This is a genomic window from Nitrospirota bacterium, from assembly GCA_040757335.1.
Classification (GTDB): domain Bacteria; phylum Nitrospirota; class Nitrospiria; order 2-01-FULL-66-17; family 2-01-FULL-66-17; genus JBFLXB01.
Window position 1 is genome coordinate 1 of sequence record JBFLXB010000033.1, and the last position, 24945, is coordinate 24945.

17 protein-coding genes are annotated in these 24945 nt (G+C 62.3%); 5 read left to right on the forward strand and 12 right to left on the reverse strand.

The genetic code is table 11. The features are described 5' to 3' along the window. Positions 1 to 375: 375 nt before the first annotated feature. The 3 genes from AB1451_14525 to AB1451_14535 all read right to left on the reverse strand — a co-directional run bounded on the left by AB1451_14525 (position 376) and on the right by AB1451_14535 (position 1943). On the reverse strand, positions 376 to 792 hold the full coding sequence (locus AB1451_14525; protein MEW6684111.1) for an FxLYD domain-containing protein: 417 nt from the start codon (positions 790 to 792) through the stop codon (positions 376 to 378). Positions 793 to 890: 98 nt separating this feature from the next. Further along, the gene (locus AB1451_14530; protein ID MEW6684112.1) at positions 891 to 1322 is read right to left on the reverse strand and encodes an SRPBCC domain-containing protein; all 432 of its coding nucleotides are present in this window, start codon (positions 1320 to 1322) and stop codon (positions 891 to 893) included. Positions 1323 to 1430: 108 nt separating this feature from the next. After that, the gene (locus AB1451_14535) at positions 1431 to 1943 is read right to left on the reverse strand and encodes an SRPBCC family protein (protein ID MEW6684113.1); all 513 of its coding nucleotides are present in this window, start codon (positions 1941 to 1943) and stop codon (positions 1431 to 1433) included. A gap of 175 nt (positions 1944 to 2118) precedes the next feature. Here AB1451_14535 and AB1451_14540 point away from each other — a divergent pair, with 175 nt between their 5' ends. Beyond that, a complete protein-coding gene (locus tag AB1451_14540) occupies positions 2119 to 3120 on the forward strand; it encodes an integron integrase (GenBank protein MEW6684114.1) in 1002 nt (333 codons plus the stop codon). A 22-nt stretch (positions 3121 to 3142) separates the two neighbouring features. Here the strand turns inward: AB1451_14540 and AB1451_14545 are convergent, their stop codons facing one another. After that, positions 3143 to 5182 carry a diguanylate cyclase gene (locus AB1451_14545; GenBank protein ID MEW6684115.1) on the reverse strand — a complete coding sequence of 680 codons (2040 nt, stop codon included), beginning with the start codon at positions 5180 to 5182 and terminating at the stop codon, positions 3143 to 3145. A gap of 154 nt (positions 5183 to 5336) precedes the next feature. Between AB1451_14545 and uvrB the strand changes: the two genes are divergently transcribed. Continuing rightward, positions 5337 to 7352: an excinuclease ABC subunit UvrB gene (gene uvrB, locus AB1451_14550; protein MEW6684116.1), complete on the forward strand. Its 2016-nt coding sequence runs from the start codon at positions 5337 to 5339 to the stop codon at positions 7350 to 7352. A gap of 181 nt (positions 7353 to 7533) precedes the next feature. On the opposite strand, the gene AB1451_14555 is transcribed toward uvrB, so the two are convergent. Further along, positions 7534 to 8145, reverse strand: a complete 612-nt coding sequence (locus AB1451_14555) for a hypothetical protein (protein MEW6684117.1) — start codon at positions 8143 to 8145, stop codon at positions 7534 to 7536. A 133-nt stretch (positions 8146 to 8278) separates the two neighbouring features. On the opposite strand from AB1451_14555, the gene uvrA reads away from it, so the two are divergent. Further along, positions 8279 to 13825, forward strand: coding sequence for an excinuclease ABC subunit UvrA (gene uvrA / locus AB1451_14560; protein MEW6684118.1), 5547 nt, complete (start codon positions 8279 to 8281; stop codon positions 13823 to 13825). A 220-nt stretch (positions 13826 to 14045) separates the two neighbouring features. Here uvrA and AB1451_14565 read toward each other — a convergent pair whose 3' ends face one another. From AB1451_14565 to AB1451_14580, 4 genes are all read right to left on the reverse strand, one after another. Beyond that, the gene (locus tag AB1451_14565) at positions 14046 to 15452 is read right to left on the reverse strand and encodes a phospholipase D-like domain-containing protein (protein ID MEW6684119.1); all 1407 of its coding nucleotides are present in this window, start codon (positions 15450 to 15452) and stop codon (positions 14046 to 14048) included. 25 nt (positions 15453 to 15477) lie between these two features. Beyond that, positions 15478 to 15882 (reverse strand): phage holin family protein, encoded by a 405-nt coding sequence (locus AB1451_14570; protein MEW6684120.1) that lies wholly within the window; start codon positions 15880 to 15882, stop codon positions 15478 to 15480. Positions 15883 to 15948: 66 nt separating this feature from the next. Continuing rightward, a complete protein-coding gene (locus AB1451_14575) occupies positions 15949 to 17004 on the reverse strand; it encodes a DUF362 domain-containing protein (GenBank protein MEW6684121.1) in 1056 nt (351 codons plus the stop codon). A 214-nt stretch (positions 17005 to 17218) separates the two neighbouring features. Further along, positions 17219 to 17572, reverse strand: coding sequence for a hypothetical protein (locus AB1451_14580; protein MEW6684122.1), 354 nt, complete (start codon positions 17570 to 17572; stop codon positions 17219 to 17221). Positions 17573 to 18182: 610 nt separating this feature from the next. Here AB1451_14580 and AB1451_14585 point away from each other — a divergent pair. Both AB1451_14585 and AB1451_14590 read left to right on the forward strand, forming a co-directional pair. Next, positions 18183 to 19124 carry a hypothetical protein gene (locus AB1451_14585; protein MEW6684123.1) on the forward strand — a complete coding sequence of 314 codons (942 nt, stop codon included), beginning with the start codon at positions 18183 to 18185 and terminating at the stop codon, positions 19122 to 19124. 688 nt (positions 19125 to 19812) lie between these two features. Beyond that, on the forward strand, positions 19813 to 21876 hold the full coding sequence (locus AB1451_14590) for a S8 family serine peptidase (protein MEW6684124.1): 2064 nt from the start codon (positions 19813 to 19815) through the stop codon (positions 21874 to 21876). Positions 21877 to 21995: 119 nt separating this feature from the next. Here the strand turns inward: AB1451_14590 and rlmB are convergent, their stop codons facing one another. The 3 genes from rlmB to AB1451_14605 are packed head-to-tail and all read right to left on the reverse strand — an operon-like array spanning position 21996 to position 24945. Beyond that, positions 21996 to 22751, reverse strand: a complete 756-nt coding sequence (rlmB, locus tag AB1451_14595; GenBank protein ID MEW6684125.1) for a 23S rRNA (guanosine(2251)-2'-O)-methyltransferase RlmB — start codon at positions 22749 to 22751, stop codon at positions 21996 to 21998. Further along, positions 22748 to 24262, reverse strand: coding sequence for a cysteine--tRNA ligase (gene cysS, locus AB1451_14600; GenBank protein ID MEW6684126.1), 1515 nt, complete (start codon positions 24260 to 24262; stop codon positions 22748 to 22750). Before cysS ends, rlmB begins: the two co-directional genes overlap by 4 nt. Then, the gene (locus AB1451_14605) at positions 24259 to 24945 is read right to left on the reverse strand and encodes a protein-L-isoaspartate(D-aspartate) O-methyltransferase (protein MEW6684127.1); all 687 of its coding nucleotides are present in this window, start codon (positions 24943 to 24945) and stop codon (positions 24259 to 24261) included. The genes cysS and AB1451_14605 overlap by 4 nt, the downstream gene beginning before the upstream one ends.

Here is a 24945-nt window from a genome sequence, read left to right on the forward strand (position 1 = left end):
CCACCAACTTCGGTACTGTCCTCATGTTGCGGCTCCTCCTGTGTGTGAGTTTCGGTGTCTTCGGCGACACCAGTTCACCACATCAGGAGCCGCTTCTCAAATCTCAACTAAGTCTGGCACACACTCGTTTGCGCCCCACGACAAAACAAGGTTCATTGATTCTGCTGTGTACGGCAGAGAGATGGCATTGGAGGGAATTTCACTCCATGAACCTTTGTACTTATTTTTTCCCTTTTTCTTGCCGGGCTCGAATTCGTAGTGAGTCATAATTTTTGAACGCCTAACGCCAGAACTAACCCGCCGGCCGCCGACCACACGAGCGGAGCGAGCCGCCACGCTGGCATCCGGTCGGCGTTGAGTGAATTGTTAGCGCGATCACAGCAGCCCTACAGGGTGGATTTTGTAGCTGTCGTGCTCAACGACAGGCTTTCCCTTAGAGCCACAAGGTACTTTGAAATTCGCCGACTCTGCCGGCTTGAGAGGGCCGCGAACATGTTCCTCGCATATATCGACAAGTTTCCCCTGCTTGTCGAACAAGTCGACTTGGATTTTCACGATCCGCACAGGACCTGAATTGTGGTTCTCAAGTGTTCCGAGGAAGAATACTTCCCCGTCTCTCTTTACCTCCTCGTGTCCTGTAACACTCACCTGATCAATTCGTGTAGGGTCGAAAGAAGGCGTCATCGAGTCAAAGATGAATTTCATAATGAGTCCCGCCGACACGCCAAAGCCAATGCCATAAAGGAGGCCAGCCCCAACCTTCTTCAGCCCTGCCTTAAGAAGTTGCCCCACAGTGCCTCCTCAGTGAAGTTGAGCGCTAACGTTCGCCATAACCGGCGTGCAAAAGCAGAGCGAAGCGGCGCTTTTGCACGTCCGTGTTGATGGCGTTGTTATGTGCGATGTTCAACGTATTTCCTGAGGCTGTTTAGCAGAGAATCCCAGACCGTTTCCATGATTGCGAGCATTTGCTCGGACCTTAGGTTGCTGTGCTCAAGGTCCAGTTGCGTTCCGTTTCGTTGTGGTGACAAACGATAGCTGATCGCTAAATGATTCTCCAAGGTTCTTTCCGTGCCGTGATTGTCGCTCCAATAGGAATATTTGAATTGTGTGGGACGTGACAAAGCCTCAATTACTCCATGATCTCTGAACGGCTTTCCGTCGATCTCGCCGTCCAACAACACCTCACCGCCCAGTTTCCATTCAGACGTAACCTTCTTGACAGGGAAGTAATTGACAATAGCGTCTGAAGAAGTAAGCGCATCGAATACTGCTTCAGGTTTTGCGTCGATATAAATGCTTTTGTTGACGGTGAAGCTATTCATTTAATGCGCCCTCGATGAGTGGTAGCACATAACGCTGCGCTTGAGCGGCGAGCGGAGGCGGCGCGAAGCGCCGACGTAGCGAGTCCGACTCGAAGCGCTTGTTGGGCATCATTTTGCTTTGCCCGCTACCTTTGCTTGCAAATCGCTCAGGTAACCATGAATGTTCTTGGTGTGACCCATAATGAACCGAGAGACAAAACGAAATATGGGGTTGTATACCTCACCGTCTTCGACAATAGTGAGAGTAACGCCCTCTGGGGTGGTTTCAAGATCGAACGTCCAAGTACCGCCAAAAGGCAGGTTTGGATCTGCAATTCGCCTCACGAGGCGTTTGTTGGGCACGGACTCTACCGTTTCGTAGGGAATGCCTTCATTGTGGGAATCGGTTTCTTTCCATACGGGATGTCCATTCATATCGGGTAGACGCTCGACCCCACTAAGGCCACTACGCCATGTTGAGTAAGCGCCAAAATTCGTGATGATCTCCCACAGTTGTTCGGCTCCGACGCGAAAACGGGACGACTCACTGGCACGATGCTTTTCTGGCAGTAACGCACCAACACCGACAACCACGCCGATAAGAACAACAAGCCCAATACCCAAACCAACTATCCATTTCATTTCCGTTCTCCCTCTGTTGCTTGGTTATATACCGGAAGCAAGCCACTACCCTTTGAATGATGCCCAACCATTGATTGACTTGCTAATTCGCCCTGATAGTGCGATATTGCAGGCGTTTTCGGGCAAATTCGCCCATAGCCGTTATCGCGGTTTCAGAGCACGCGGCTCCAACCTTATGCCTGACCTGACGGGAAGTCAACAACCCAAGCTCCTCGATGAAGTTCGGAAATTTCTCCGGCTTCACCACTATTCCATTCACACCGAACGATCCTACGTGGATTGGGTCCTACGGTTTGTCCGGTTTCACCGGATGCGCTCACGCCAGGACCTTGTTCCCGCGGAACCGAAGATCGAAGCGTTTCTGACAGACTTGGCGGTGCGGGGCAACGTCGCTCCCGCCACTCAAAATCAGGCGATGAATGCCCTGGTGTTTCTTTACAAGCGCGTCCTTAACCAGGCCCTAGACGGCCGCATCGATGCTGTTCGTGCCGACAAGAAGATCACGGTTCCCGTGGTCATGACACGCGACGAAGTCGGCGCCGTGCTGTCGCTCATGGACGGAACCGCCCAGTTGGTCGCCAAGCTCCTCTATGGGAGCGGCCTGCGGATCATGGAGGCGGTCCGGCTCCGGGTCAAGGATATCGACGTGCAGATGAAGCAAGTCACGGTCCGTTCCGGTAAGGGTGACAAGGATCGCGTGACCACCTTTTCCGCCACTCTGGGGCCCTTACTCCAGAACCATTTGGCCGGCGTCAAGACGATGCATCAGCGGGACCTGGCGCACGGGCACGGCGAGGCGTATCTCCCCCATGCGCTGGCGCGGAAATACCCGACCGCGGCCAGAGAGTGGGGCTGGCAGTATGTCTTCCCGGCCCGGAATCTCTCGGTTGACCCTCGTTCCGGCGTCACCCGTCGCCACCACGTGGATCCCAGCGTCGTCAACAAGGCCATCAAGACGGCGGTTCGCCGCGCCGGGTTAACCAAGCAGGTCAGCGCGCATACCTTTCGGCATTCCTTCGCCACCCACTTGCTTCAACGCGGAACCGACATCCGGACCATTCAGCACCTGCTGGGGCACACCGATGTCTCCACCACCATGATCTACACCCATATCCTGCAGCAAGGCGGTCAGGGCGTTCCGAGTCCGTTGGACGATCTTGGGGTGCAATCGTCCTAGAATAGTGACAAGAGTAGTTGATTCAGGATCCCCGCGGTGGCGCGGGGTGCTCGTAGACCACGGCCTGGTTTTTCCCACGGCGTTTGGCCTCGTACAAGGCTTGGTCCGCGTGGCGCAGTAAATCTTCGAGGGCTTGGGCGTCGTCGGGGAAGCTGGCCACGCCGAGGCTCAGGGTGAGGTAGGCGGTGTCGCCTTTGGGGGTGGCGATGGGGGTGCGGGCCACGGCGCGGCCGATACGAAGCGCCATAGTGCGGGCGTCTTTCTTGGAGGTCTGGGGCAGGATCACGGTGAACTCCTCGCCGCCGTAGCGCGCGGCCACGTCGATGGCGCGGATGGAACTGCGAATGGCTTTCGCGGTGGTGGCCAGGGCGTCGTCGCCCACCACGTGACCGTGGGTGTCGTTGAGTCGCTTGAAATCGTCGATGTCCATCATGATGAGCGAGAACGGCAGCTTGTGCCGCTTGAAGCGCTCGATCTCCTCGGCCAACCGTTCCTGAAAGTAGCGCCGGTTCAGCAGGCCGGTGAGGGAATCCGTGATCGAGATGCGCTTGAGTTCCTCGGAGCGGTGGTAATACTCGGAGCGCTGCATCGCCACCGTGGTATAGGTGGCGATGGACGTAAGAAGGTCCAGGTCGTACGGCGTGAACGGATCGCCGCTCGCCTTGTCCGCCACGTTGAGCACGCCGATGGTCTCGCCGTTGGAGCGCAGCGGCAGGCTGATGAACGAGCGCGTGCGGTACCGCGGCCGCTTTTCCCGCAGCACGCGCACGTCGGTTTCCAAGTCCGCAACTAGCAGGGGTTTCCCCTCGGCGAACACCATCCCGGAGATGCCTTCGCCCGGGCGAACGCGCACGCTCTCCAGGATCTTGGGGTTGAGGCCCTTGATGGCCTGCACCACCAGCTCCTTGCGGTCTTCGTCCAACAACATGACCGAGCCCTGCTCGGCCTCCACGTATTCGGTCGAGCGTTCCAAGATAACTTGGAACAGGTCACTGACCGCAAGCGTGGAGACTGATTTGCGCATGAGCTCGGTGAGCGAGACCAGCCCCTGTTGGCGGTCCTTGACCTGCGAGCGCAGCCGCTCGTTTTCCAGAATCACCGCGAACAATTCGCAGAACGCGCTCAGGACCTTCACGTCGTCGCCTGCGAGCCGGGTGTCGATCACGGCCAGCGCCATGTGGCCGTCTTTGGCCAACGGGAAGAGATGGACCGACGTGACATCGGCCGGGAGCCCGGCCTGGAGCAGTTCGAAGTGCACGTCGCACCACACGTGGGCGCGCGTCTCGCGAAACCGGGCCAGGAGGCCCTTGTGCACCGGGGGAGCGTAGCGCCGCAGCGCGTCGCGCTTGACGCCGAAGCCGTCGATCACCTCGTACCGCTGGCCGCTCGCGTCCACCGCCAGAATCAGGGCGGTGTTGGCGTTGAACAACACGCCGACCGTGCTGAGCACCAGCCGAAAGAGCGAGGCCGGATCGAGCTGGTTACGCAGCTCCGCGCCGATGGAAAAGAGCGTCATGAGCCGCGCGGCCGTGGCTTCTTCGCGTTCCCGCGAGGTGAGGCTGCGGATCAGGGAGCGCGCGATCGTGTCCACCAGCGCGGCCGCGGATTCCAGAAACGGCGGCTCTTTGAACTGGATCTCTTTGACCAAGGTCAATAGGGTGGCCGCGTCCATCCCATAGCGTTGGGCGGTTTCGCGGAACTGAAAGAAGTCTTCGTAAGTCGAGAACGCTTTCCCGCCCAGCAACACCATCTGCACGCCCTGCTCATCGGTCACCGGCACGGTAAAGGCGTGCAGGCTCGCGTGGCAGGTAAAGCTGGCGCCGCGTCCCGTGGCCAATGCCTGGGCGACCTGGCGGCCGCAATGCGCGTCGCACTGGGCCCGCTGGCCGTACTTCTCTTGTAGCAACCGGCAGATGGGATTGTCTTGGCTGGGTTCGCAGACCGTGCGGCTGAGGTCCACCGCGCGAGTCGGGGCGTAGCTGAGCAGGGCCAAGCCCATGGCCTTGGCCAGACCCTCTTGAAGGGGCTTCCACTGGCCGGACGTCAGCGATTCACTACTCATACCGTGTTTCGAGACCCCCAACGAGACGGGAACGCGTGGCGGGACTGCACGTTCTCAATGGTCCATCTATACGCCCCGATTGCTCGCGAAGTCAAGCTCAGCCTTGATTTGCGGGCAACGAAGGCCGTCTGGATCACCCGTGGTACAATGCCGCATGCTGGACCGACCGCCCATCAACGGAAATCCTTTCAAACTCGTTTCAGATTTTTCACCCAAAGGCGACCAGACCGCGGCGATCAACGCCCTGGCCGAGCGATTCCAGGACGGGTCGCGCCACGAGGTCCTCCTGGGCGTCACGGGGTCGGGCAAGACCTTTACCATGGCCAACGTGATCGCCCGGCTCAACCGGCCGACCCTGGTGCTCGTGCACAACAAGACCCTGGCCGCCCAGCTCTACCATGAATTCAAAACGTTCTTCCCCGAGAACGCGGTGGGGTACTTTGTCAGCTACTACGATTATTACCAGCCCGAGGCGTACCTGCCGCAGACCGACACGTACATCGAGAAAGACACCAAGATCAACGACGCCATCGACCGGATGCGGCACGCGGCCACCAGCTCGTTGTTCGAGCGCAACGACGTGGTGATCGTGGCGTCGGTGTCGTGTATCTACGGATTGGGCTCGCCCGAAGCCTACCACGGGATGTTGATCCCGCTCGAGACCGGCATGCGGATCAGCCGGGAGGAGCTCCTGAGCCGGCTGGTGGAGATCCAGTACGAGCGCAACGACGTGGACTTTCACCGCGGGACCTTCCGCGTGCGCGGCGACGTGATCGACGTGTTCCCGGCCGCGGCCGAGGCGCACTCGATCCGCATCGAGCTGTGGGGCGATCAGATCGAAGCCCTGTCCGAGCTCGACCCCCTGACCGGCCGGGTCTTGCGCCAGGTGACCAAGGCGCCGATCTACCCCGGCAGCCACTACGTGATCCCGCCGGACCGGTTGGACCGCGCCCTGGCCGGGATCGAAACCGAGCTGGCTGAGCGCATCGCGTACTTCAAGCAACGCAATCAACTGATCGAAGCCCAGCGCATCGAGCAGCGCACGCACTTTGACCTGGAAATGATCCGCGAAATCGGATTCTGCCAGGGGATCGAGAACTACTCGCGCCACCTCTCGGGCCGCGCCCCCGGCGAGCCGCCGCCCACCCTGATCGACTACTTCCCCAAGGACTTTCTGCTGATCGTGGATGAAAGCCACGTGACGATTCCGCAGGTCGGCGGCATGTACGAGGGCGACCGCTCGCGCAAGAAGAACCTGGTGGAATACGGGTTTCGCCTGCCCTCGGCCTTCGACAACCGCCCGCTCATGTTCGCGGAGTTCGAGCGGCTCCTCAATCAGATCATGTACGTCTCGGCCACGCCCGGGACCTACGAGCTGGAGAAGACCCGCGGCAAGGTGGTGGAGCAGTTGATCCGGCCCACCGGGTTGCTCGATCCCCAGATCGAAGTCCGGCCGGCCACGGGCCAGGTGGACAATCTCTTGGGCGAGATCAAGCAGCGCGTCGAACGCCGCGAGCGCGTGCTGGTCACCACGCTGACCAAACGCATGGCCGAGGATTTGACCGACTACTATCGCGACGTGGGCATCCGCGTCCGATACCTGCACTCGGAGGTGGACACCCTCGAACGGATGGAGATCATCCGCGAGCTGCGCCTGGGCAAGTTCGACGTGCTGGTCGGGATCAACCTGTTGCGCGAAGGGTTGGACATCCCGGAAGTGTCATTGGTGGCCATCCTGGACGCGGACAAGGAGGGCTACCTGCGCTCGCGCACGTCCCTGGTCCAGACCGCTGGCCGCGCCGCGCGCCACGTCAACGGCCGCGTCATCATGTTCGCGGACGCGATGACCGGGTCGATGAAATGGGCGATCGACGAGACCACACGCCGCCGCACCACCCAGGAGGCCTACAACCGCGAGCACGACGTGACTCCCACCTCGATTCAGAAGGAGATCCCGCGCACCCTCTACGAAGTCAGCGAGGCTGACTACGTGACGGTCCCGATCGCCGCGGAGCCCACGGCCCCGTATGTCCCTCCCGATGAGCTGCCCGCGCTGCTCAAGACCCTGGAACGCCAGATGAAAGACGCAGCGAAACGGTTGGATTTCGAAACCGCCGCGCAACTACGCGACCGGATTGAAGCGCTGAAAGAATCCGCGCTGGCGACGTAGGACGAAAGGCAAATCCCCCCTTGCCCCCCTTTGTCAAAGGGGGGGAGGAGCGCACTCAGGACTCGAGGCGTTTCCCTTCTTTACTAAGGTGGGTCGCAAGGCCTCCGTTTTAGCGCGAAAGCTCCTCCCCTTGTACCCCCCTTTGGCAAAGGGGGGATGGGGGGATTTGTTTTAGCCTTTTCTACGGTTTGATCTTCGCCGGGTCTTGTTCGACCATCAGGTGCGCGTAGGGCGTACCGTCGAACATGATGTACACGCCCGACGGGTTCGGCATGGTGGCCAGACCGCTGGTCTTGGAGTCGAACGGCCACATGACCATCCAGTGCGGCGGTTCTTTGACCAGTTTCGCTCCGGGTTCCTCTTCCATCAGTATCTTGCCATCCCTCTCCCAGTGGAATCCGCCGCGCGCCATGTAGGAAATGCCCGGTTCGGTGTTGGTGGGTTTGGGCGCCTTGTTGACCAGGCTGTCCACCCATTGGCCCACCGCGGCGTCCATGCACATGGGATCGGGCGTTTCCCGGTGATTGACGGTGGGGATACAGGTGAAGCCGTTGGTGCCCTTCTTGGCTTCGACCATTTTCCCGTCTGCACCAGGCACCATGACCGTGGCGTCCTTGGCAATGTGCGGCGGGGCGGCGCTGATCGCCAGCTTGACCAGCGCGTCTTGGGACATCCCCGCAATGCCGTCCTTGACCTTTTTGTGGCCTTCATCAGCGACAGCGGCCGTTGTCAGACCGAACACCAGCGTGACGATCCCCACCGACCGAACGACGTGCATCATAACGTGGTTCATGGCACCCCTCCCTCGTGGATAGGTTTCTGACGACCTGAAGTGGGCGTCAACGTAACATGGTCATGAACGGATATTCAAGCGCAGGGCGAGTTGACATCACCGAGCGTGCTCCCTTAAGACGTGTGCACGCACCATGAGCAGCGGCTTTATCGATATTCGAGGCGCCAAGCAACACAACCTCAAGAACCTCGACCTCCGGCTCCCGTTGGGTGAATTGATCGTGGTCACCGGGGTGAGCGGGTCGGGCAAGTCCTCGCTCGCGTTCGACACGGTCTACGCCGAGGGGCAGCGCCGCTACGTCGAGACGTTCTCGCCCTACGCGCGGCAGTTCCTCGATCGCATGGACAAACCCCGCGCCGACCGCATCGACGGCATCCCGCCGGCCATTGCGATCGACCAGACCAACCCGGTGCGGACCTCGCGTTCCACGGTCGGGACTATGACCGAGCTCAACGACCACCTGAAGCTGCTCTTTGCGCGCGCGGCGCGGCTCTTTTGCCGAGGCTGCGGCCGGGCCGTTGCGCGAGATACTCCGGACAGCATCTTCGAGTCGTTGAGCGCCAAGGCCCCGCGGGATGCCGACGCCGTGATCACGTTTCCGGTGCGCGTGCCCGACAACTTCACCCCCACCGAGGTCAGAGACCTGCTGGCTGCGCAGGGCTACACGCGTATCCACCGCGAAGAAGGCCGGTCTTTGGAGGTCATGGCGGACCGGGTGCGGATCGCCCGGGGTCAGCGCGGCCGCATCGTCGAAGCGATCGAGGCTGCGCTCAGCCACGGCCACGGACGGGTGAACGTCTACCCCTTGGATCCTCAGGGCCACGCCGGCGCGGCTTGGCGGTTCTCGTCGTCCTTACATTGCCCGGACTGCGACATGGAGTACCGCGATCCCATACCCAACGCGTTTTCGTTCAACTCTCCGATCGGCGCGTGCGAGACCTGTCGCGGATTCGGCCGGGTCATCGGCCTCGACATCGGCTTGGTGATTCCGGACGAGACCAAATCCCTGGCCGACGGCGCGGTCAAACCCTGGCAGAGCGAGAGTTATGCCGAGTGCCAGGACGATGTGATGCGGTTCGCCCGGCGTCGCGGGATTCCGACCGCGCTGCCGTGGCGCGAGCTGTCGCCGGACCAGCGGGCCTGGGTGCTGGAGGGCGAGGGCGCGTGGGAAGACGGCAAGTGGTACGGCGTGCGGCGCTTCTTCGCGTGGCTGGAGACCAAGAGCTACAAGATGCACATCCGCGTGCTGCTCTCCAAGTACCGCGCGTACACGCTGTGCCCGGCCTGCCGCGGGGCGCGGCTCAAGCCCGACTCATTGCTCTGGCGGCTGGGAACGAGCGAAGACAATCAGGCCCCCATTAGGAAATCCCCCCTTGCCCCCCTTTGTCAAAGGGGGGATGCGGGGGATTTGGGCCTCGCGGTTTCAGATGAGCGATTCAGCGACCTGCCGGGCCTCACGATCCACGACGTCATGTTGCTGCCCCTGGCCCGCTGCTCGGAATTTTTCAACGAGCTGCACCTCCCGCCGCCGTTGGACGAGGCCACGGATCTGCTGCTGACCGAAATCCGCTCGCGGCTGCGTTACCTGGTCGACGTGGGGCTCGGCTACCTCACGCTGGATCGCCAGTCGCGCACGCTGTCGGGCGGCGAGGTCCAGCGCATCAATCTCACCACCGCGCTGGGCACGTCGCTGGTCAACACATTGTTTGTGCTGGACGAGCCCAGCATCGGGCTGCACAGCCGCGACATGGGGCGCGTGATCGGCGTGCTCCACCGGCTTCGCGACGCGGGCAACTCGCTGCTCGTGGTCGAACACGACGCACAGGTGATGCTGGCGGCCGATCGGATCTTGGACTTGGGACCCGGGCCGGGCGAACGCGGCGGGCAGGTCGTGTATTTCGGTCGTCCTTCCGGATTGCTGAAGTCCCCCCGCTCGCTGACGGCGCAGTACCTCTCCGGACAGAAAACCGTGGCGGCTCCGGCCGGTTCGGAAAATCCCCCCTTGCCCCCCTTTGAAAAAGGGAGGATCGAAATAGTGGGTGCGCGGGAGAACAACCTCAAAGATCTGAACGTACGTATCCCACTCAACCGGTTCGTCTGCCTCACGGGCGTGAGCGGGTCGGGCAAGTCCACGCTGCTGCAAGACGTGCTCTACCGGGCGCTGCGAAAGCTCAAAGGTCTGCCCACCGAGCCGCCCGGGGCGCATCGCGCGATCCGCGGGCACGAGCAAATCACCGACACGGTGTTGGTGGATCAATCGCCTATCGGGAAGACCACGCGCTCGAACCCCGCCAGCTACGTGGGCGCGTTCGCCGCGATCCGCGATCTGTTCGCCGCAGAGCCCCTGGCTCGTGAGCGCGGGTACCGGCCGTCGACCTTCAGTTTCAACGCGGGCACGGGCCGGTGTCCCGTCTGCGGGGGGAACGGGTTCGAGCGCGTGGAGATGCAGTTTCTGAGCGACGTGTACCTGCGTTGCCCGGACTGCGACGGTCGGCGCTACCGATCCGAGGTGCTGGAGGTGACCGTATGGCCCACGGGCCGCGAGGGCGCGCCCAGGTCGATCGCGGACGTGCTCGACATGACCGTGTCCGAGGCGCTCGCGTTTTTCGCGGGATCGGCCGAGGTGCAGCGAGCGCTGGAGCCCTTGGTCGCGGTAGGCCTCGACTATCTGCGGCTGGGCCAACCCACGCCCACGCTCTCGGGCGGGGAAGCGCAACGGCTCAAGTTGGCCGGCCATCTGGCCGAGCATCGTCAAGAACGATCAAGGACCCGGACCTTGTTCCTGTTCGACGAGCCCACCACCGGCCTGCACTTCGACGACATCGCCAAGCTGCTGGCCGCCCTGAGACGGCTGATCGCCGAAGGCCACTCCGTGGTCGTGATCGAGCACCACCTGGACGTGATTCGGGCCGCGGACTGGGTCATCGACCTGGGCCCAGAAGGCGGCGAGGCAGGCGGGCGGCTCGTGTGCGAAGGCGCGCCCGGTGACGTGGCGGCGTGTGAAACGAGCCACACCGGGGCCGCGCTGCGAGCCCCCGGACACATCGTTCGGGGGCGGCTCTCCGAGCGCCCCAATCCTCCGATCAAGGTATCCCGAGACGAGATCCGCATCCACCACGCCCGCGAACACAACCTCAAGAACGTGGACGTCCGCATCCCGCGCGACCGGTTCACGGTCATCACCGGCGTGAGCGGCAGCGGCAAAAGCACGGTGGCCTTCGACATCCTCTTTGCGGAAGGTCAGCGTCGCTACCTCGAATCGCTCAACGCCTACGCGCGCCAGTTCGTGCAGCCCGCGGGCCGGCCCGACGTGGACGCGATCTTCGGCATCCCGCCCACCGTGGCCATCGAGCAACGCACCAGTCGCGGCGGGCGCAAGAGCACGGTGGCCACGTTGACCGAGCTCTACCATTTCCTCCGGCTGCTGTTCGTCAAACTCGGCACCCCCCACTGCCCGGACTGCGACGCCGCGATCGAGCCGCAATCGGCCGAAGCCATTCTCGCCCGCCTCGTCAGGCAGCATCGCGGCGACGTGATCCATGTGCTCGCCCCCTTGGTGACCGGCCGCAAGGGGTACTACACGGATCTCGCGCAGTGGGCCAGAGCCAAGGGCTTTAAGCAGCTTCGGGTGGACGGCGCGTTGCTCCCCACTGATCCGTGGCCGCGCCTGGACCGGTTCAAGGAACACAACATTGAACTGCCCGTCGGCGAGGTGGCGGTCACCCCCAAGGCCGAGCGCCAGGTGCGCGAGGTGCTGGAGCGCGCGCTCGCGTTCGGCAAGGGCGTGGTGCGGGTCGCGCCGGGCGAGGCGCTGTTTTCGACCCGCCGCGCCTGTCCGCGTTGCGGCCGCAGTTTTGCCGAGCTCGACCCGCGGCTCTTTTCCTTCAATTCCAAACACGGCTGGTGCCCGGGCTGCTACGGCACGGGTCTGGAACTGCGCGGATTTGACGCGGACCAGAGCGGGGAGGAGGTGTGGTGGAACGCGTGGTGGGAGGGCGGCGAGACCCCGTGTCGCGCGTGCGACGGCCGCCGGCTGAACCCCGAGGCCCTGGCCGTGCGCTTTCGCGGCAAAAACATCGCGGAGATGACCGCGTGGTCGGTCGAGCAGATCGGACGGTTCGTGGGGCGCCTCAAGCTCTCGGGCCGCGAAGTCGCGATCGGCCGCGACATCCTGGCCGAACTGCGCGGCCGCCTCAGCTTTCTCAAGGAGGTCGGTCTAGGCTACCTGGCGCTCGACCGCTCGGCGCCCACGCTTTCGGGTGGCGAGGCCCAGCGCATCCGGTTGGCCTCGCAACTGGGCTCCAACTTGCGCGGCGTGTGCTACATCCTGGACGAACCCACGATCGGGTTGCACCCGCGTGACAACCGCCGCTTGCTCGCTACACTCCAGCGGCTCGAAGCCAAAGGCAACACGGTCGTGGTGGTGGAGCACGACGAGGACACGATCCGCAGTGCCGAACACGTGGTGGATCTGGGCCCTGGCGCCGGGGCGAACGGCGGACGGGTCGTGGCCCAAGGGTCGGTACGCACCGTGATGCGGGAGCCCGAATCCATCACGGGTCGATTCCTGAAAAGCCCGCTGCAGCACCCGGTGGTTGAGCGGCGATCGGTTGGCCGCGGTGGTGCCGCGATCGAAATCGTCGGCGCCAGACGCAACAACCTCAAGGGCCTGCGGGTCCGCGTCCCGCTGGGGCGATTGGTCTGTGTGACCGGGGTGAGCGGCAGCGGCAAGAGCACCCTGATACGGGATGTCTTGCACGACAACCTGCGGTATCGGCTCACGGCGGGCAATGCGCGGCGCCGGGCGAGCTTCGCGTGGGTGGGTTGCCAAGAGCTCAGAGGGTGGGAAGCGGTTGGTCGCGTCCTGGAGGTGGACCAGACGCCGATCGGCAAGACGCCGCGCTCCTGCCCGGCGACCTATGTCGGGTTTTGGGACGAAATCCGTCGGCTCTTCGCGGCCACGCCCGAGGCGCGGATGCGCGGGTGGGGGCCATCGCGTTTTTCCTTCAATGTCTCGGGCGGGCGGTGCGAGGCGTGCGAGGGCCAGGGGCTCAAGACCATTGAGATGAGCTTCCTGCCCGACGTGAAGGTGAGCTGCGAAGTCTGCCGCGGTGCTCGGTTCAACACCGAGACCTTGACGGTTCGCTACCAGGACAAGACCATTGGCGAGCTGTTGGCGATGAGCGTGGACGAGGCGGCCGCATTGTTCATCGTCCACCGCCGCATCCACCACGCGCTCCGGCTGCTGCAGGACGTGGGGCTCGGGTATCTTACGCTCGGGCAGCAGAGCCCCACGCTGTCGGGCGGCGAAGCGCAACGGATCAAGCTCGTGACCGAACTCGCGAAAACCCGCGACCGGGACAACGGCCGTTCGGCAGGCGACTCGCACACGCTCTACGTCCTGGACGAGCCTACCATCGGCCTGCATATGGCCGATGTCGAGAAGCTCATCCGGGTCCTGCACCGCCTGGTGTCTGCCGGGCACACGGTCGTCATCATCGAGCACAATTTGGATGTCATCGCCGAGGCCGACTGGATCATCGACCTCGGCCCGGAAGGCGGCGACGCCGGCGGCCGCGTGGTCGCCCAAGGCCCGCCGGAAATGGTCGCAAGGACTCGCCCGAGATCCCATACCGCGCAGTTCCTGGCCCGGTTTCTCAGAGAGCGGGCCGCCTCCTGAACAGCAAATCCCCCCACCCCCCCTTTTTCAAAGGGGGGTAAGCAAAGGTCTTGTACAAAGTACGGCAAAGACTTCCCCGCGTGTAGAAATCTCTTCTGCCCTCCTTTAGCTAAGGGGGGGACACAAGCGTTGGCTTTAGAAGTACGGCGGGAAGAAACGCGGCCATGGAGCGAAGCTTGTTCTCCCCCCTTTGACAAAGGGGGGCAGGGGGGATTTGCCTTTAGAAATAAGGCGAGAACAGCTTGGCCGCGGAGTCGCGCAGGCGTTCGGGCAGGGGGCGGCCGTCCATTTCAGCCAGGGAGATTTCCCGAGACCCATTGCGCGTCTCGTCGAAGTGCCGGGTAAGGGCGGCCGACACCTCGCGGTCGTAGATCTCCAGGTTGAATTCAAAGTTCAGTCGCAGGCTGCGCGGGTCCAGGTTGGCTGAGCCCACCAAGGTATACACGTCGTCCACGGCCAACAACTTGCTGTGCACGAACGGTCCGGGCTGGTAGTACACGTGGGCGCCGTACTGGAGGACCTCCCAGAGAAAAGCTCGCATGGCCCACGCCACGTAAGGCAAGTTGTTGCGCTGGGGCAGCACGAGATCCACCCGCACCCCCCGGAGCGCAGCCATGTTCAGCGCGGCCAGCAGGGCGCGATCCGGGATGAAATAGGGGGTCATGATGCGGACGTGCGAGCGGGCCGCGCCGAGCGCGCCCAACACGATCCAGTACAACTTTTCGAAGTCTTCATTGGGCCCCGCGCTGATGCCGCGGCAACACGCGTGGCCCGGGGTCACGCTCGTCCGCTCTGCGTCGCCCGGCGCGTCGCCGGTTGCGAAGTGCCAGTCTCGCAGGAACACCTCTTCGAGCTGAGCCGCGACCGGTCCCTCCACGCCCACCTGCAGGTCCACGACACGATGTGGGTTGTTCGGCTGCTCGGCCAGGTGGTGCTCGCCGATGTTCATGCCCCCGGTGAATCCCACTCGACCGTCAACGACCAGAAGTTTTCGGTGGTTGCGGAGGTTGAAGTGAAAGCCGCGGCGCACGAGCGGAAGGAACCGCGCCACGCGGACCTTGGTGCGTCGGAGCCACGCGCTCGCCCACGGGAAGGTGTAGAGTTCCCCCACGCCGTCGATCAACACGCGCACGTCCACCCCTCGCTCGGCCGCAGCGCCCAGCGCGTCGATGAATTGTCGGCCGATCGCGTCGGTCCGGAAGATGTAGGTCGAGAGGTACAGGCGGTCGCGCGCCCGAGCAATGGCGTCTTGCATCGCGGGATACGCGGCCTCACCGTTGTGCAGGATGCTGATCCGATTGCCGTCCAGTAAGGGAAGACCGGTGACGGTGTCGCCGATTCTCACGAGCGCGGCGATGGACCGATCGGCGACCGGCGGCGGCTCGCACTGCGCGGCGGCCGGGGCGATCGGGTGGTCGAATTTGCCTTTGGCCTTCCAGGTACGCGCCCGAGTCCTGATGCGGTTCACGCCCATCAACCAATAGAGCGCGGCACCGCCCCCGGGAAACATCAGGCACACGGCCACCCATCCCCACGCGGCCTTGGGGTCTCGTTTGTAGAGGAAGGCGTGACCGGCGGACAGGATGGTGATAAACGCGAGCAGGACTTCGATGACCAGCGTCAGCATACGGATCGTCCGACGCGCTTCGGAATCAGGTCGATCTCACGGAAATGGTATACCGGCCGAGCAACAGGTTGGTCCCCCAACCGAACACGGAGAGGAACAATGCCACGAGAAATCCGGTCCAGAAGTCCGCCACGTAAAAGCCCGACACCAGCGTGGCCACCAGAAGGACCATCAACGCGTTGATTACCAAGAGAAAAAAACCAAGCGTGAACACGGTCAACGGCAGCGTGAACAGGATGAGCACGGGTCGGATCACCGCGTTTACGAGCCCCAAGAGCAAGCCCGAAACCCACAGCGCCCCCGTACTGTCGAACCGCATGCCGTCGAACACGTAGTCAGCCACCCACAGGCCCAGCGTGTTCAGGGCCCACAGAATCAGAAAACGCGGGATGGGAGACGATGTGGGGTTGTCACCCGAGCGGTGATTCATTGGCCGGTCCTCGTGTTTCAACCTGTGTACCAGACGTGGGGGGCAGAAGCAACGTGATTCCAAAGCTCACGACACCCCTACTCGGCGCTTCAGGTCGGCGAGCAGTTGTTCGAACTCGCCGGTATCCGGCCCGATGGCGCGCGATACCAGGGCCAGTTGCTTCGGGTCCGCAAGACCCACGCCCAAGGCTTGAGCGTGGCGGATCTGCCGCTGCTGCCAAACCCCAATCGACGCGACCTTCTCCCACTGGCCGAAATGTGCGATCAGTGCAAGCCCCACCACGTCAGCGGCCACGCGGTCGCCGCTGGCCAGAATGAGGTTCGTCTCCGTGGAGGTGCCGCCCAGCGGGCCGCCCGCGATCATGCACTTCGTGGCGTCGACCACATTGAGCACCGGGTGGGCGGCCAGGTTCATCTCCGCGACCAGTTCCTCCCATTTTGTGGGATTGACGCGATAGGGACGGTAGCGCGGATGGGTGACGCCGACCAGGTTCTTGAGGCAGATCGAGTAGGTGGCGTACGAGTGGGTCTTGACCACCGGCACATTGACCACCAGGTCCGCCTCGTAGACAGGCTTGGCCACGTGAAGGCGGTCCACCAGTTGGGCCTGGGGCGGCTTGACCTCGATCCACTCCCCATCGTCGAACGTAATGACCTCGGCGCCCGCCTCGCGCGACGCTTTGGCCACCCCCGTTTCCTCGAGATTGCGATCGGTGGGGAGGCGGATCACGCCCGACATCTCGCCCACGATCACGCGCCCGGCCCCGGCCTCGACCAGCATCCGCACCACCGCCGCCACCACCGCGGGGTTGGTGGTGGTCGGCGGCGGCTCAGAGGCTACCACGTTGGGCTTGACCAGAACCGTCTTGCCGCGCACGGTCAGCCGATCCACCCCGCCGATCAGACCCACGGCCTCGGCGACCATGCCTGGGACGTCGGTCCCGTTCACGATCGACACCAGGGTCTTCCCGTCGCGCACAAAGGGATTGGGCGGCACCGCTTTGGCCGGCCGCTCGTCACCCTTCGGACCGATCAACGACCGAAAGACGCCGAACGGATTCGCTGCGAACATGGGCGACACGACCCCGCCCCACTGAAGAAATGTGCGACGGGTGGGTGACATGGCGTGGCCCGTGCAAAGGCTACGAGGGTTGTCGGCTGCTCAAAACGCTCAGATGCAAGGCCGCAGGAAGGAGGAAACCGCAGCGTACTGGTTCGTACGTGAGGCGAGTGGCGCCACGAAGAAGTGGCGCCAAGTTACGAGCGCCGCCGAGACGGTGAGGCGGCCGAGGCTCCCCTCAGACTTTACGCAGCAGCTGGGCTTTTTCAGCAGCCGGTTAATCGCGACGCCCGAAGATCTTCGCATTCTCTCGCGCATCTTCTTCCAGCAGACGTCGCCAATCCCGCGGTTTGCGCGGGGCGGCGCGGAACTCCTGGTAGATCGCTTTGGCGAGTTCGACTCGATCCACGCCCTCGGGCGCGACCTGGATATCGATCTGGGCCATGGCCAGATCGAAGTCCGTGTTCATCACGGTCTCGGCGTCCATACTGTGCTCCTGGAGCACCTGGCGAATCACGCCGGCGTCCACGCCGAATCTTCGGGCCACGTCGTGGATATTGGCGGGCGCGTACCGTTTGTCCGGGCCGATTCCCAGGTGGTAGGCGCAAAAGAGTTGGAACGGATCGATCAACGCCGCATTCGAAGACTTCTGGTAGCTTGGCGGCCGACTGCTTCCGCCCGTGTCGTAGGAACGACCCGACGGCTTTGGGCGGTGATGAGGCGGTCCATGCCGTGGGCCCCCGCGCCGCGGGGGTTTAAACGGCTTCATGAGAACGTAACCATAATGAGCTATGACCTCCTTCAGACCACATCGATTGATGTATAGACGTATAGATGCATAGACGTACACTCTACTCCGACGCGACCTGGATTTCCACCCATTACGCCTAAACCCTGTCGTGATGCGGCCCCGCACCGGACCTCTACTCCAAAATTTCTTGTACGCGTCAAGGTTTTTTCTTGACGGTCCTGCATCGTATCTGCTATTTATACGCTCCTTTTAGTGTTCATTGACGGCGACCTCCCCACAGATCAGCCGTCAAGTCAGGCCATTCTCATGCAGTAACCACGAACCTCCTGCCGTTCGTCGCGAGGAGAGGTCGTGGAGTCTCTTCTTCGGTTGAGGTTCCGATGAAGTGCAGCCCGTCTTTCTTGGTTCCGACCATCCAATACCCGTTGATCAACAGTGGCTTCCCGTCCAGAGCCACAAGACGTCCAACCTATTCACCGGAGGAGATGAAATGTGGTACCGAGGCTATCTCGCATTGCTTCTAGTGACGGCGCTGGGATCAGTGTCGTGTAACGAAGACGATATTATTGCCGCAGCGGCAGGGGACCCGGTTCCTACCGGCATGGGAGTCATGACGTCTACAGCTGCCGCTGGGGCCGTGAATGCTGTGGCCTTGGTGTTGAACGACGCAGCGCTAGCTTCGACGAAGCCGTCTCCGCAGGCCGCCTCGCCAAGTGTCGTACTCGGGGTGTTTCCGGAGCTGAGTTCGATCCAGTGTGGCACCGGCAGCATGACGATCAGCGGGGATACATCGACACTGCCGGCTAACTTGGGCGTGACCTTCAGCGCCTGCCAGGATGGCCCGTACACGGTTAATGGCGGAGCGACTATCACTATTCCGAGCGTGCGGACGTGTACCGAGGATACCGATGAGCCGCCCGACTTTAATCACGACGTACCCAACTCATTGACGGGCACTGTCACCAATGGCACTACGGTCACAGTCGACGGTCAGGTTCTGACACTCACGAACATAGGCATCGCTATTACGAACCCACGGTACGATGGGTATCCTGATCCCCCTTATCAATCAGATCCGACCGGAGATGGCGGAACCTGTGGGATCGTCTCGGCGGATGTCGTTGCTACTGGTCAGGTGAGCACGGAGTTTCAGGGCGAGACCACCACGATCGATTTCGGGTCGAGCTCCCTCAACGTCAGTTTCGTGGGGAGCGCCACCCAAGTGGAAGCCACGATCGCCGGGGACATCACCATCGATACGATCTGCACCGATGGGGCGTTTCCCCTCACCATCAGCACGGTTCCGACCGATCCACTCGTGTTTCCCGACAACGGGGACGGAACGCCGACGAGTGGAACCCTTATCGTGAATGGGGAGACGGTGAACTTCTTGACCAACCCGAGCGCCATTCCGTGCAGCGGCTTCCTTTAAACCTCTGACCAGTAAGAGCATGGCCCACAGCCGCCCGGCCGAATCAGCTTTCGGCCGGGCGGTGCACTCCTTTGGCAGTCTCGTCGAGAATGTGTCAGACAGCTAGTAGTCTCTTCGTGGGTCGTCAACAATATTAGGCTTCTGGTCGTAACAACCTCAAGCTGGGTCAATTGGTCTGGGACTGGGTCTTATGACGATGACCACTCTAACCGGGGGCGAATATGACTCAACTCAACTCAACTCAACTCAACTCACAACACATGCGGTGCGGTGTCTGTTAATCGCATTCTGGGCTTACGGTAGCGCATATGGGGAAACACTCCCTGAGCCAGATCAGTCCGTCACGAATCAAAAAGCAGCATTACATCAGAAGCTTAGGGCGAAGGCACGACAGGAAGGTGCTGTCCGCATTATTGTCGGCACAAAGATCGACAACGAATTCCGCCTCGAAGGGGAATTGGACTATGAGCAGGCACAAACACAGCGTAGTTCCATTTCCCGTGCCCAGCAGTCTCTCCTGAATAGGCTGAAAGCACATGACACGCGACAGGTCAAGCCCTTTGAGGCCATTCCCTACATGGCGATTCAAGTCGACGCGGACGGGTTGGAAGCTATTCTTGCGGATCCAGAGATAACTGGCGTAGAGGAAGACGCTCTTGCCGCTCCAAATCTTCCCATAAGCGTTCCGATGATAGGAGCGAACGCCGTTTGGAACACAGGGTTTTCTGGCGCAGGACAGACGATTGCCATTCTAGATACCGGTGTTGATAGGACCCATCCGTTTCTCGCAGGGAGGGTGGTTTCTGAAGCTTGCTACTCTACGTCAGACCCAATCAATTCCGTGTTGTCCTTGTGTCCGAATGGCGCTACTCAACAAATTGGAACGGGCTCCGGAGTGAATTGTCCGCTGTTCATCACAGGGTGCCAACATGGTACGCATGTCGCAGGAATAGCAGCGGGAAGAGAATACACCGGCACACCTTTTTCTGGGGTCGCTAAGGATGCAACTCTGATTGCGATTCAGGTCTTTTCTCGTCACGACTCCATCAATGTCTGCGGTCTGGAGCCGATTCCCTGTGCCAGAACCTACACGTCCGACTACATTCGGGGCCTTCAACGCGTCTACGACCTGCGGAATACCTATGCAATCGCGGCTGTGAATATGAGCTTGGGAGGAGCGCCATACTATTCGAGTTCCAGCGGATGTGACAGCGCCAATACCTCTACGAAGTCTATAATTGACACGCTTCGATCTGTGGGAATTGCCACCGTTGTTTCTTCAGGCAACGATGCAACTCTTACACAACTACCGACCCCAGCCTGTATTTCGACGGCTGTTAGTGTCGGATCGGTCACTGGGCTCTCGACAATTTCTCATTTCTCAAATAGCGCGAGTTGGCTGTCTTTGTTAGCCCCGGGGGGCGATGGGAATCCGACGTATCCATACGGCGGCGGCGGGATACAGAGTTCTATTCCGGCAGGAGGGTTCGAGTTATTGTCTGGCACATCCATGGCCGCCCCCCATGTGGCTGGCGCGTGGGCTATTTTGAAGTCTAAAAAAGCGAATGCATCAGTCAGCGAATTACTCACAACCCTAACCAGTACCGGAACCCCGATACTTGATACAAGGAATGGAATCGTCAAGCCAATGATTCGGGTAGATCTGGCGGCTGCCACGCTCCCTGCGCCTCCCCCGGCGCCGCCGGGGGTGAGTATTGATACCGGCGGGTATCATTCCTGCGGCGTGATTTCCGGCGCTTTGCGTTGCTGGGGAAACAATGCTTACGGAGGGTTGGGTAACGGAACGACGACCAACTCAACCACCGGCGTTCCAGTCAGTGGAATTAGTACAGCCACCTCCGTTTCCACCGGCGCTCTACACACATGCGCTCGCCTCTCTGATAGCACAGTCCGTTGCTGGGGATACAACTATTCCGGGCAACTGGGTGACGGGACTACCACCCATCGACTAACGCCGGTATCGGTCAGCAACCTAGGCGGCGCCGCAATCGCCATTGCTACGGGTAGCTTTCACACGTGTGCCTTACTCTCAGGTGGCACGGTCCGCTGCTGGGGACAAAATAATTACGGCCAACTGGGTGACGGCACCACAACGAACAGACCTACACCGGTCTCAGTTAGTAATTTGGGTGGCACGGCGCTGGCCATTACGGCAGACGGCTCGCACACATGCGCGTTACTCTCAACCGCCAGCGTGCGCTGCTGGGGATATAACCCATGGGGTCAACTAGGCAATGGGACAAAGGCAATTAGCGTGACCACTCCTGTAACAGTTAGCGGGATTAGCTCGGCCACGGCTGTTGCAGCTGGCGGTGGTCATACGTGCGCTCGCCTTTCGAACAGCACGGTCCGTTGCTGGGGGCGTAACCAGTATGGTCAATTGGGCAACGGAACCATGTCCGATGCCACCACACCTGTGACAGTCAGCGGTATCAGTACCGCTTCGGCGATTTCTGGTGGCGGCAGCCACACGTGTGCGATCCTCGCAGATAGTACAGTCCGCTGCTGGGGATATAATTCGTTTGGCCAACTGGGTAACGGGACAACAACCAACGCTACAACGCCTGTAACGGTCAGCGGGATCAATACAGCCACGGGCATGTCGGCTGGCGGTCACGGCACATGCTCGCGTCTCTCTGATGGCACGGCGCGTTGTTGGGGTTTCAACAACTACGGGCAGCTGGGAAACGGGACTACGACTAATTCCTCAATCCCCGTTGTCGTTCAGTGATCGGTCGGGCTCAGGACGCCCGTAGCGCCAGTGAGGGCTTCCGCCTTGGTCGGTGGGCCGAGCCTGTATGGCGGCCGCGAGGCGCGCGCTGAAGTGCTCGTTTGTCGAGCCGCGATCATCTAGGGGGATGCGCCAGCCCGTTGCCGCAGCGCTTCGTACAGCACCACCGCGGCGGCCACCGACACGTTGAGCGACGATACGCGTCCCTGCATGGGCACGCGCACGCGGAAGTCGCACGCCTTGAGCGTGGAGGCGCGCAGGCCTTCGCCTTCGTGGCCTACCACGATGGCGAGGGGGGAGCGGTAGTCGATCGCGGTGTAGAGTGACTCTCCCTTCGCATCAAGCCCCACCAGCCAGCAGCCTGCGGACTTCATCTGCTCCATTGCGCGAGCGAGATTCACGACTTGAGCCACGGGCAGGTGGCTGAGCGCCCCGGCCGAGGCTTTCATCGCGACCGCGGTGACGCCGGCTGAACGACGTTGAGGGACGACCAAGCCGTGCGCGCCCACGGCTTCGGCGGTGCGGGCGATGGCGCCCAGGTTGCGCGGATCTTCCACGCCGTCAAGCACGACCAAGAACGGGCCGCCGGGGCGCTGCGCGGCGTCAGCCAGGAGATCCTCGAACGGGCGGTAGAGGCCTTGGGTCAGGAACGCGACCAGGCCCTGGTGTTTGGGTGTCCCGGCCAGGCGCTCCAGCGCCTCGCGGGGTTCATGGTGGACGGGAATGCCGCGCTCGCGCGCAGCACGTTCGATCTCGTCGATCTCGTTGCCGCGGCGGCCGCGTTGGATCAGGATCCGACGGAACGAGCGTCCGGCTCTGAGGCTTTCCAGGACGGCGTTGACGCCGCAGACGGTCTCTTCACGCTGGCTGCTCACCGCTTGATGCGTGTGGTGCCGTCGGGCCGGTCTTCGATGGTCACGCCCGCGTCCGCGAGCTGCTTGCGGATCGCGTCGGCCGCGGCCCAATCGCGACGGGCCCTTGCCGCGTTGCGGGCTTCGACGAGCGTTGCGATCTCGGTGTCCGACAGTGTGTCGACGCTGGCAGAGCTGATCCCTATTGCCGTTGACTTTCCGGCGGCGCGACCGGTGCCAGCGCGAATCTCGCCGCGTCGCGCGGCCTGAAAGTCCAAGCCAAGCACGTTAGCGAGCTTTCTAAGGGTCTTCTCCGCCTGGCGAGCCATGCTTTCCGACATGCCTCGCCCCAACGCGCGGTTGAGTTCGGTCCTGGCGTGGTGCAGGGCGCCGATGGCCTGTGCGGTATTGAGGTCATCGTCCATGGCGGCGTTGAATTGGTCCTCGATGGCGTCGAGTACCGGACGCGCGATTTCGTTGCCTTGGCCGCGGTCGGCCTTGCCCTCGCGCTCGCGTAACCGCCCGAGCAGGTCGTAAAACGCGTCCAACCCTGCCTTGGCGCCGCGCAGCGCTTCGTCGGAAAAATCGATCGGGCTGCGGTAATGCGTTCCCAGCAGCAAGTAGCGCAGGGCTTCAGCGGTCACCGGCTGTTCCCACGGGGACTTGTCCAGGATTTCGCGAATCGTGAAGAAATTGCCCAATGACTTGGACATCTTCTCCTCGTTGATCGTGACGAAGCCGTTGTGCATCCAGCAGCGCGCGAATTGCACGCCGCTGAAGCCTTCCGACTGCGCGATCTCGTTCTCGTGGTGCGGGAACGTCAGGTCCTGGCCGCCGCCGTGCAGGTCGATGGTGGGGCCCAGGTGCGCCATGGCCATGGCGGAGCACTCGATGTGCCAGCCAGGCCGGCCCGGACCCCAGGGGCTGTCCCACGCGGGTTCGCCGGGTTTGGAGGCTTTCCAGAGCGCGAAGTCCAAGGGGTCGCGTTTGCGCTCGTCCACCTCCACGCGCGCGCCGACACGCAACTGATCGAGGCGGCGGCGGGAGAGCCGGCCGTAGGTGGGAAAGCTGGCCACGCGGAAGAACACGTCGCCGCCCTCGACGTACGCCTTGTCCTTCTCGACCAGGCCGGTGATGAGCGCGAGCATGTCCGCGATGTGGTCGGTGGCTTTGGGTTCCACGGTGGCGCGGCGCACGCCCAGCGCGTCCATGTCGCGGTAGTATTCCGCGACGTAGCGCTCGGCCACTTCGCGCCACCCGATGCCGTCGCGCTGCGCGCGGTGAAGAATCTTATCGTCGATATCCGTGAAATTGCGGACGTAGGTGATGATCAGCCCGCGAGACTCCAGATATCTCCGGAGCACGTCGAACACGATGGCGCTGCGCGCGTGGCCGATGTGGCAGAGGTCGTACACGGTCACGCCGCATACGTACATTCCCACGTGGCGCGGGACGCGGGGGCGGAAGAGCTCTTTGGCCGCGGTCATGGTGTTGTAGAGACGCAGCGCAAGGTCGGGCCGCGGAGAACGGCTCACGCGAGGCCTCGACCGAAAGAGGCAATCGCCGACACGGCCGCATCGGACGGCCAAGCGTGCGTGCCGATCAGGGGCACGAACGCGCAGTCCGTCAGCACGGTGGTCTGCACGCCGCTCGAGCGTTTCACCACCTTGATGAGCCGTTGGTCCTGGCGGTCGCCCACCGGGGCCACGAGCCGTCCGCCCTCTTTGAGTTGGTCGATCAACGGCTGCGGGACGGCGGGCGCGCCGGCCGTGACGAGGATGGCGTCGAACGGCGCTTCCTCCGGCCAACCGAACGAGCCGTCGAACACCTTGATGACCACGTTGAACAGCTTGAGGCGATCGAGCAACTCGCGCGCGCGGTCGGCCAGAGGTTTGATGCGCTCTACCGAATACACGCGTGAGGCGAGGTGAGCCAGAATCGCGGCCTGATAGCCCGAGCCGGTGCCGACTTCCAACACCCGCTCCGACCCGGTCAGGGCCAGCGCCTGCGTCATGAGCGCCACCATGTAGGGCTGCGAAATGGTTTGGCGCTCGCCGATGGGCAACGCCCGATCCTCGTAGGCGCGGTCGGCCAGCGCGGACTCCACAAAGAGATGCCGCGGCACCCCTCCCATGGCGACGAGCACGCGCCGGTCCGAAATACCCCGCGCTTCCAGTTGCTCGGCGAGCATGCGCTCTCTCAGACGATCAAAGTCCAC

Bases quoted from the DNA above. Each gene is read 5' to 3' on its own strand.
- AB1451_14545 (MEW6684115.1), bottom strand. From the start codon at position 5,182: ATGAGTAGTGAATCGCTGACGTCCGGCCAGTGGAAGCCCCTTCAAGAG.
- AB1451_14575 (MEW6684121.1), bottom strand. From the start codon at position 17,004: ATGTCACCCACCCGTCGCACATTTCTTCAGTGGGGCGGGGTCGTGTCG.
- AB1451_14590 (MEW6684124.1), top strand. From the start codon at position 19,813: ATGATAGGAGCGAACGCCGTTTGGAACACAGGGTTTTCTGGCGCAGGA.
- AB1451_14585 (MEW6684123.1), top strand. From the start codon at position 18,183: ATGTGGTACCGAGGCTATCTCGCATTGCTTCTAGTGACGGCGCTGGGA.
- AB1451_14535 (MEW6684113.1), bottom strand. From the start codon at position 1,943: ATGAAATGGATAGTTGGTTTGGGTATTGGGCTTGTTGTTCTTATCGGC.
- uvrB (MEW6684116.1), top strand. From the start codon at position 5,337: ATGCTGGACCGACCGCCCATCAACGGAAATCCTTTCAAACTCGTTTCA.
- AB1451_14570 (MEW6684120.1), bottom strand. From the start codon at position 15,882: ATGAATCACCGCTCGGGTGACAACCCCACATCGTCTCCCATCCCGCGT.
- AB1451_14555 (MEW6684117.1), bottom strand. From the start codon at position 8,145: ATGAACCACGTTATGATGCACGTCGTTCGGTCGGTGGGGATCGTCACG.
- AB1451_14530 (MEW6684112.1), bottom strand. From the start codon at position 1,322: ATGAATAGCTTCACCGTCAACAAAAGCATTTATATCGACGCAAAACCT.
- uvrA (MEW6684118.1), top strand. From the start codon at position 8,279: ATGAGCAGCGGCTTTATCGATATTCGAGGCGCCAAGCAACACAACCTC.
- AB1451_14565 (MEW6684119.1), bottom strand. From the start codon at position 15,452: ATGCTGACGCTGGTCATCGAAGTCCTGCTCGCGTTTATCACCATCCTG.
- AB1451_14540 (MEW6684114.1), top strand. From the start codon at position 2,119: ATGCCTGACCTGACGGGAAGTCAACAACCCAAGCTCCTCGATGAAGTT.